Here is an 8084-nt window from a genome sequence, read left to right as displayed (position 1 = left end):
GCTTAGTGTTATTGTGTTTTTGTCTGAATTCCATTTTCAAACCCTCGTTGAGTTCTTTGTTTATTTAGGAAATGCAGACTGCGTGCCAAAAAATTAATCATTTAAAAACAATAAGTTAATATTGATGTTTGTGAGGATTTATGTTTATTCTCAATTTGAGATTCATATTAGTGGACATGCTATGAGGCTGTATAAGGCAGTAGTAAAAGAAAAGCACTCGCCGACCGAGTGCTTGTAAATGAGTTCTTATGGCGGTTAGTTTCCGTACACTACGTTGGGTAAAGTGGTGATGACAGGAACACCAAGGTGTTTTTCTAATGCTCTTTTAGAGCGGATAGAGTTATCGGCTAACTCTAGTATCGTCGCTAATCCAATGCCTAAACCAGCGCCACCAATAAATCCTAAAATGACAAATACAAAACTAGGTAAGTTAGTTGGAATCGTTGGCGTGAACGGTTCATCAATGATTTTTACGCGCTTATTCTCTTCAAACTCTCCCAAAGAACCCGTTAGTTGGGCCATCTCATAGCGTTCGACGAGTTCATCATACATTTCTCTCTTCACTGCGACGTCACGAGCTAAGCGGTTGATTTCTGTTGCTGTGCTCCCAAATTGGTGCGCATTTCGCTCTAATTCTTGGATCATGTCTCGCAAGCTGTTGGTTTCTTCCGTAAGTGCTTCAAAACGTCCGCGCATCATTTGTAATTGATGTAGTTGGGAGACAAGTAGAGGCTGTGCTTCGCCAAGACTGTTTACTGTGGTATTGCTCGCGATATCCCATAGTTGAGCACTGTTTAGTTCTGGTTGTTTAGAGTTCAAGAGTACCGAGCGTTCCTGCTCCAACCGGTTTAATTCTCGCAACTTACCTTGCACTAAACTATGCGCCTCTGTGTATTTAGCGCGAAGCAGGGTAAGTTCACTACGAATGTCGATGATTTGCTCTTCCAGTTTACCGATAACCGGGTTCGTTTTGGATAGTTGTTGATCCAAACTGCCTAGACTTCGTGAAACACCAGCAAGCTCCGCCTCCTTTTCGGCTAGCGTTTGTTTGAGGCTAGCAAGGCGAGTAAGGCTTTGAGCTTGCATTTCGGGTGTCGCGTCTGAGTAAGTATTTTTATACTCTGCAAAAGCTTGTTCAGCCTTGTCTAGTTCTTCCCTGCGTTTGTTGATATGGATAGTCAAAAAATGGCTCGAATCTTTAATCGAAGAACGCTCAGGTGCCAAAAGTTGTTCGACAAAATGCTCTCTGACAGACAGCAGCATCGACTCCATTCCTTCTGATTTACCACTTTGCAATTGAATTTGAATGAAGTCTTTACCGAGTGGCTGAACAGACAGGCGCGACGCGAGATCTTTTATGATGAACTCTTGCTCTTTTGCACTCATCTCGTCATTGATCAACGATTGTTCTTTTGCGACAGAATACAAAACGTGTCGGCTTTTTAGCAGAGTACTGAGTGCGCTCAATCGGTCTTTAAGCATTGTTGAGACGGCAAGGTCTTGAAGGAACGGGTTCATTTTCGCTGTCTCTTGAATAAGCATGCTGGTATGAGCAACATAAGTCGTCGGAACCAGCTTACTTATGATGAAACCCAGCACCGGTAAGACAAGCATTGGTATAACGATCATGTAACGACGTCGCCAAGCGCCATGTAGTAATACACTAAGGTTCTCTCTCAAATCGTTCATAGCGTCCTCACTAATTTCTCAACTTGGTTGGCTCTTGCTTCCCAGCTTTGCTGTTGAACAAATGACTTTGAATCTGTCGGTGGAGGTAAGAGGTGATCGAGACTGGCACGCACGTCTTCGACATCTTGAACCACATGAAGCATATGTTTGTAGGGCATTAATGCAGGAAATGGTGTGCTGATAACAGGGGTTCCTGTTGCCAAGTACTCAAGAAGCTTGAGGGGGTTACACGCTTTGATTTGAGCGTTACTAACAAAGGGCAACCAACTGGCATCCCAGTGTTGGGAGTAACGTGGCAGAGTGTGATGCGCTCTCGGGCCCAGGTAGTATACGTTGCATCTTTGTGGAAGTGGATTATCACTGAACTCGTTAGGGCCGATGAACACGAGATCCCAGTCAGGCGCTTGGTCTGCGACTTGGGCAATTAAGTCGTAATCTAACCATTCAGACAAACTACCATAAAAGCCCAGCACTTTGCGGCCGTTGTCAGGCAAGTCTTTGGCCTTCGGTGCTGGCTCAGAAAACAGACTAACGTTGACACCATGAGGCAAAGTGACGGTTTTATGTGATGGAAACTTGGTGGAGAGTGTTTCGCTTGCCGTAAAGATAACGTTGGCCGCATTAACAAGAGTACGTTCGTGCTTTGTTACCGTGTCGTGGTCAACACCAGCTAAAGCGCTAAAGTCATCGCCACAATAGTAAATCAGTCCACGTGGGTTCATTTCTGCACAAACATCGGCAGCAGTCGGGAGCGACGTCCAAAATACAGGCTTATCAAAACCAAGAGCTTGTAATTGTTTGTTGAGTTGGTGTTTCATCATCTTAGCGGCCACTTTTCTTGCTAATGCAGAATTAGGGGCAGGAATGGTGAGCAAGTTGATGATGTGAATGTTTGGGTTTGTTTCAGAGTCCAATGTTGGCTTGTGTGAGCCTACGTTATGAAATACACGAGTGAGTTTGTTTAACGCACGCTGTATGTCTTTAGAATCCAGCTTAGGTTGACGAAGGCCAATGGAGTTCACCCAAAGGATTCGATGGTTCGCTGCTAGTCGCTTGACAATATGCTGAGTGGAAGAGGGTAACCCACCAAAATCTTCTCCAAATACTACGATGTCCGTCATGTGGCTCTCCTTGAGTCTTGGTTATTTGATTACTAATTAAGTGAGTAATCACAATGCGTGCCAAGGAATTAGCCATTTTAAAACAGTGAGTTATGGGTTTTGTTTATGTTTGAAACTAGGATTTCTCATTTTGACAGTCACTTTGAACAATTCGGCTAACGACAACTGTTAATGCCGCTAGAATGTAAATTGGCCAGGTGAAACCTTGAGTCAGAAAAGTGCCTGATACGATGGTACCGATAAGCCCACTTAACACGGCGTTTGCTCCTACAGAGAGGGTGTAATCTGATTTTGGTGTCAACAATGAGATGGAATGCAAAGAGGTGCGGATCAATGACACAATTAAAGTAATGAACACCGCGAGCCCGACAAAACCCGTTTCTGCTAACACGCCAAACCAAGTGCTATGGACGGCGTGGTTGATACCATCCCAGTGTGGGCTGTAGAAATAGTAATTAAAGTAGAAGTTATCTAGACCTACGCCAGTCAACGGGTGATGCAGCGCCATTTTAAATGCCGCTTCCCACGCATAAAGTCGCCCCATCGCAGAGGCATCTATACCATCCTCGGCTGCGCCACCCGATTCTCGTCCTGAGATACCAGCAAATGCGTAGAGTACGATGGCTGCGACGGCGCCTAGTACTAAGACTAACGTTTTGCTTTTGATGTGCTTAAAGGCAAAGTACGCAAATACCGATAGAGAGCCTAACAAGCCCCCGCGGCTTTGTGTCTCAATAATCGCAAAAAACAACACCAAACAGGTAACAAGTGCGAAGAGCCGGAGATGCTTAGGTGAACGTTTCTCCATTAACTGACTAACGGTAAAGGCGAGGGGAAACATTAACACCAGCGCCAAGTCGTTCGGATCGCCGAGTACTGAACCTATGGAGCGTCCAATCGATACGCGTGTCCCTTCCACTAAATCAATGCCATTCGCTGCGTTTTGTAATGCGACTAAACCAATCAACAATCCGGCGAAAATTATTGCTTTCGACATTTGTGCTAACTGAGCAGGCTTGGTAATAAGCCAGGTGATCGCCAATGTCATAATGATGATTTTCCAATAGGTATTTTTGAAAACTGTAATGGCAATGTCACGACTGGAGGCGAAGACGATACCGATGATCACCAGCCCCCAAAATATGCACAGCCATTTTAATGAAGGGTGCCAAAAAGCAGTAAGCTGGCGACTTATCAAAAGGTGGAAAGCAAGTGCGGCCAGTGCCCCTAATGAAAGTAGCAATGGGATCTTAAAGTTATATATAACGGGAAACGCTTCATGAATACGGAAGAATGAAAAAATAACGAACAGCGTGACGAGCCAAAACGTTTGGTTGAGAACGAATAGTAAAGCAAGTGGGGCGAAACATAGTGCGACAATCAAAATAGGGTGAGGCATAACAATCCAAAGCAGGCCGATACAGACGGTAATCGTCAGCGCTGCGATGGACTGCTTTCTTCTCACCTTGGTTTCAGTCATAACGAGTATCTCTTCACCTGTCCACGCCATTTCACCATGTATCGAGTGAGCGCATTTAGCGTCTCTTTACTCATATAGCGAGTGGCTATCCCTGCCAGCAAAGTGCATGTCAAAATGCAAATTGCGATGGCGATGCCTATTGATTGTGAAGAGTGAAGCAGGAACAGTGCCACACCGGAGATAATCTGCAATAAAACCATCAGACTTAGGTGAAAAGGCAACGACATGCATTGTTGGCCTACCACATAAGTAAGGCCAAGCTTACACAGTTGAGCGTAATAAAGCGCAATGAAAACTCCATAGATACCCAGGGACGATAGGCCAAACAGCAAAGCAATTGCAACGCATGCTGAGACGACATTAATACCCAGTAACCAGCGAGTACGACGCTTGTACAAAATGGAAATATTAATGAGTTCGCTCCACTCTTTTAGCATAGCGATAGGCAGTAAGAACAAGCTGAACAGTACCGCCTCATGATAGGTTTCTGGTAACAGGTAAGTGATCATCACCATTGCTAATGTGCCGACTGCAACACTTAAACCTGTAATGTAAATCATGCCTAGATGAGTGATGCGCACAGCTTCTGTACTCCTACGCGCTTCTAGGTAATTAAATCGACGTGGCATCCACCACATGCCAAATGGCTGAACTAAAATACACATGCCAACCGCAAATTTTACGGCTATTGCGTAAATCCCTAATGTCGCAAGTGAGGCGTTCGCGCCGATGAACCAGCGTTCAGCGCCATTGAGACAAAACGCAACCAATCCAGCCATCATCATTGGCAGACAGTAATTTAGGTATTGTTTCGCCACTGTCATACTTGGCAGAGTCATGCTGTAGCGGTTAATGATGTGCAGCCAGACAAACTGAGTAATAGCAGCCAACAAGCCACCCCATAAAACAGAAATAACATGTGGGTGAACAGACAGCGCCGTGATGATGAAAATGACCTGAAAAACAGTGGTAGTCACCATGACGTTAAGTAGGGTTCTTGCTTTGTCGTCCTGTGTTCTCAACCAAGCTGTGCCGATTGCGATACTGCCTTCTAGAACGATAGCAAACATAACAATAGCAAACTCGACTCGCGTAAAAGGTGCAGGAATAGGCGCGAGCATAATGATAGCGAGTAGGCATAAAGCCACGATGCCAGCGATGAATAAAGCAAGTGAGTACAGCTGGTTTAGAAGGCTTGTGCGCGTATTTTGATCCTTTTCAACCCCGACGAATCGATACAGCGCTTCATGTAAAGCGAAACTGACGAATAAGGTTGTGACAACGCCAAAGGTGGTAAGCAGTTCAAGCTTGCCCATTTGTTCTGGTGAGAGAAAGTGGGGCAATACAGGCAGCATGATTAAGCTGATGCTTTTGTTTATCACTAACGCGATAGCGAACAGCGACATATTGGTCATTGCTTTAGACATGGTCATATCCTTTGATGTATCGCGGTGTTTTGAGTTTACAATCGCCATTCGGTGCGGATTCTGCTGCAAGGTGCTGAGCGATTGGCAGATAACAACGTTCGGCCGTATAAAGTTGAGAAACGTTGAGTGCTTCGATACCCATTGTCACTTTCATCCATGGAGACTCATTCAAAAGGCGAATTGCGTTATGTAACGACGCCACATTGTTTGGTGTGTACTTGATGCAATTGCGGCCATGCGTCAATACGCGATCCCAGTAGCTATCATCATGTGGGATGACGATGCACATGCCTGCTGCGAGAGCTTCTAAAATGGATAATCCAAAAGGTTCGTTAACACTGGTGGAAACAAACACACCACACTGAGAGCGTAGGTCATCGAGGTTATCTGGGCATTCATGCCATTCAACACCTTTTGTGGTGAAGTCTGGTGTTGAATATTCCACACCTGCCACATTTGGTTTGATGTAACACACGGTAGATTTGATCTCTTTTGTCTTATCAAGTGTTAAAGCATCAAGAAAAAGATCGATGTTCTTCCATTTTAGTAAGCTGGCCGCCCAGAAGACGCGGTTTGAAATCGGATTTGCTTGTTTTGGCCAGCGGTCTCTCGATAGTCCGTTAACAAACGTAGACGCATTCAAACCACACCAATAGCGTTCAGTAGCTGGCTTCTCTGTTTTGAGGTAGACCTGTAAGGCCTCTAGCATCGATTCTCGGGTGTTTGCCAAGTAATAAATTGCGGATGCTTTTACCAAGCAGTAGCCGGAAGATCTTGAACGACCAATTGGACCATGAACCATTTGTACCACAGGCTTTTTGCTAATTAATCTCAGTAAGTACAAAGGCATATCATTACTCGGGCAAGATAGACCTAAAAAGCTATCTATCTTTGGTAGTTTCATGCACGCAAAAATCAGTTGGATAAAGTAATACGCGTTCATTAACCAGTAAGTGAGGCCATGAGTGGAGCTCAATGGTGATGGTTTGATTTTGATAATCTGCACACGAGGCGTATCGCTAAGTAGTGACTCCCAATGCTCTGGATTCGTGGTCAGCAGATAACCAATTACGTTCAGTTTATCGCACTGTTTGAGGAGCTCTGCATTCGCAATTTTAGAACCACCTTGCATTGGGATGGCGTCGAACATTAATACACGTTTCATGACTGGGCTCCTCAATTGATGCTCAACCAGCGTGAAAGAGGCTTCATGCAGTGAGTCATTGACATTGGTGTAATACTGTTGTTCTCAAACTCACCTTCATAAATACGTTCAATGGCGCTTATGGATGCTGCAGTCGTGAGGTTTTGGCTAGCATGAAGATAGGCGTTTTCAGCTAGCTTGTTTCTTAGCGCTGCATCTTGCATGACTTGTTGGATAGCGTTTAATAAGCCTGCCATTCCACTATTCTGGTACAGTAGCGCAGAGTGATTATGCTCGAACAACTCAGGGATGCCTCCTGTTTTAGGAGCCACGATAGGCAGCTGAGCTAAAGCCGCTTCCCCGAGCACGAGACCAAAGGCCTCTTCATAGGCGCCGCTAATAAAAGCGTCTGCATTCCCAGACATCCATGCACCAGCATTGCTTTTTTCCCCGACAAAGTGGACTCTGTCTTGGATACCGAGATCCGAAGCAAGTTGTTGCAATGTTTCTCTTTCCTCGCCATCGCCAACGATAACAAGATGAGGATTATCGTGATGGTAATTGTGCATGCGCATAGCGCGAATAAGGCGGTCGAATCCTTTTCTTTTAATCAACGAACCTACCGAGAGAAAGGTAAACGCTTGTGGAGGTATTCCGAGGTGAGCCTTGATATCAATGGGCGTATCAGAGTCCAGAAGCGATACACCGTTGTGCACAACATAAAGCTGGTCTTCTGGGTAACCGTCCTGAATAATTTCACGACCGACATCTTTACTAACGCAAATCAATTTTGGGGAGAGGTGTAGCCCAAGAGAGAAGCGATCTCGCAATGTATAGTGACAATGAAGTTGAGTGACAAGTGGGATGTGATTCATGCGTGCAGCCAAACACATCCATTGACAAGGACCACCGCTATTAACGTGTACCAAGTCGATATTGTGTTTTTCGATCAGTGCTGAGCCCTGTTTGATAAGGCTATTCCATCCGCTAATATCCCAGCGAGGCGCACTCCAGCCACCAACTAGATTGAAAACAGAATGTTCCGCTTCAATTCCGAGCGATTGACACTTATCGATTAGTGGCTGGCAGTTTGACCACACGAATGGCTCAAACTTATCACGGTCAATCCCTGAGATGAGATCCAGAAGTACCACTTCACTGCCGCGAATCCAGTTATCACCATAATGAACATATAGAATGCGTTTTGGAGTAGTCATAAGTCA

6 protein-coding genes are annotated in these 8084 nt (G+C 45.1%); all 6 read right to left on the bottom strand.

Translation table 11 applies throughout. The annotated features are described in order from the left end of the window. Nucleotides 1-255: 255 nt before the first annotated feature. Nucleotides 256-1689 (bottom strand): GumC family protein, encoded by a 1434-nt coding sequence (locus CAG69_RS18770; RefSeq protein ID WP_054579477.1) that lies wholly within the window; start codon nt 1687-1689, stop codon nt 256-258. Continuing rightward, entirely contained in the window at nt 1686-2810 is a 1125-nt protein-coding gene (locus CAG69_RS18765) for a glycosyltransferase (protein ID WP_064376586.1), read from the bottom strand. Before CAG69_RS18765 ends, CAG69_RS18770 begins: the two co-directional genes overlap by 4 nt. Before the next feature lie 115 nt (nt 2811-2925). Further along, complete coding sequence (locus CAG69_RS18760; protein WP_161445629.1) at nt 2926-4290, bottom strand: O-antigen ligase family protein; 1365 nt, start codon at nt 4288-4290, stop codon at nt 2926-2928. Next, the gene (locus CAG69_RS18755) at nt 4287-5717 is read right to left on the bottom strand and encodes a lipopolysaccharide biosynthesis protein (protein WP_161445627.1); all 1431 of its coding nucleotides are present in this window, start codon (nt 5715-5717) and stop codon (nt 4287-4289) included. Before CAG69_RS18755 ends, CAG69_RS18760 begins: the two co-directional genes overlap by 4 nt. After that, on the bottom strand, nt 5710-6882 hold the full coding sequence (locus tag CAG69_RS18750) for a glycosyltransferase family 4 protein (RefSeq protein WP_047008757.1): 1173 nt from the start codon (nt 6880-6882) through the stop codon (nt 5710-5712). Before CAG69_RS18750 ends, CAG69_RS18755 begins: the two co-directional genes overlap by 8 nt. Nucleotides 6883-6893: 11 nt before the next feature. Beyond that, nucleotides 6894-8078, bottom strand: coding sequence for a glycosyltransferase (locus CAG69_RS18745; RefSeq protein WP_161445625.1), 1185 nt, complete (start codon nt 8076-8078; stop codon nt 6894-6896). Nucleotides 8079-8084: the final 6 nt, after the last annotated feature.

This window comes from Vibrio sp. V43_P6S15P86 (assembly GCF_009904725.1).
Classification (GTDB): Bacteria; Pseudomonadota; Gammaproteobacteria; order Enterobacterales; family Vibrionaceae; genus Vibrio; species Vibrio diabolicus.
The sequence above is the reverse complement of the archived record's forward strand: the minus strand, read 5'-3'. Positions and strand labels throughout refer to the sequence as shown.

Coding starts and splice junctions, on each gene's coding strand:
- CAG69_RS18760 (WP_161445629.1), bottom strand. CDS start 4,290: ATGACTGAAACCAAGGTGAGAAGAAAGCAGTCCATCGCAGCGCTGACG.
- CAG69_RS18745 (WP_161445625.1), bottom strand. CDS start 8,078: ATGACTACTCCAAAACGCATTCTATATGTTCATTATGGTGATAACTGG.
- CAG69_RS18765 (WP_064376586.1), bottom strand. CDS start 2,810: ATGACGGACATCGTAGTATTTGGAGAAGATTTTGGTGGGTTACCCTCT.
- CAG69_RS18770 (WP_054579477.1), bottom strand. CDS start 1,689: ATGAACGATTTGAGAGAGAACCTTAGTGTATTACTACATGGCGCTTGG.
- CAG69_RS18755 (WP_161445627.1), bottom strand. CDS start 5,717: ATGTCTAAAGCAATGACCAATATGTCGCTGTTCGCTATCGCGTTAGTG.
- CAG69_RS18750 (WP_047008757.1), bottom strand. CDS start 6,882: ATGAAACGTGTATTAATGTTCGACGCCATCCCAATGCAAGGTGGTTCT.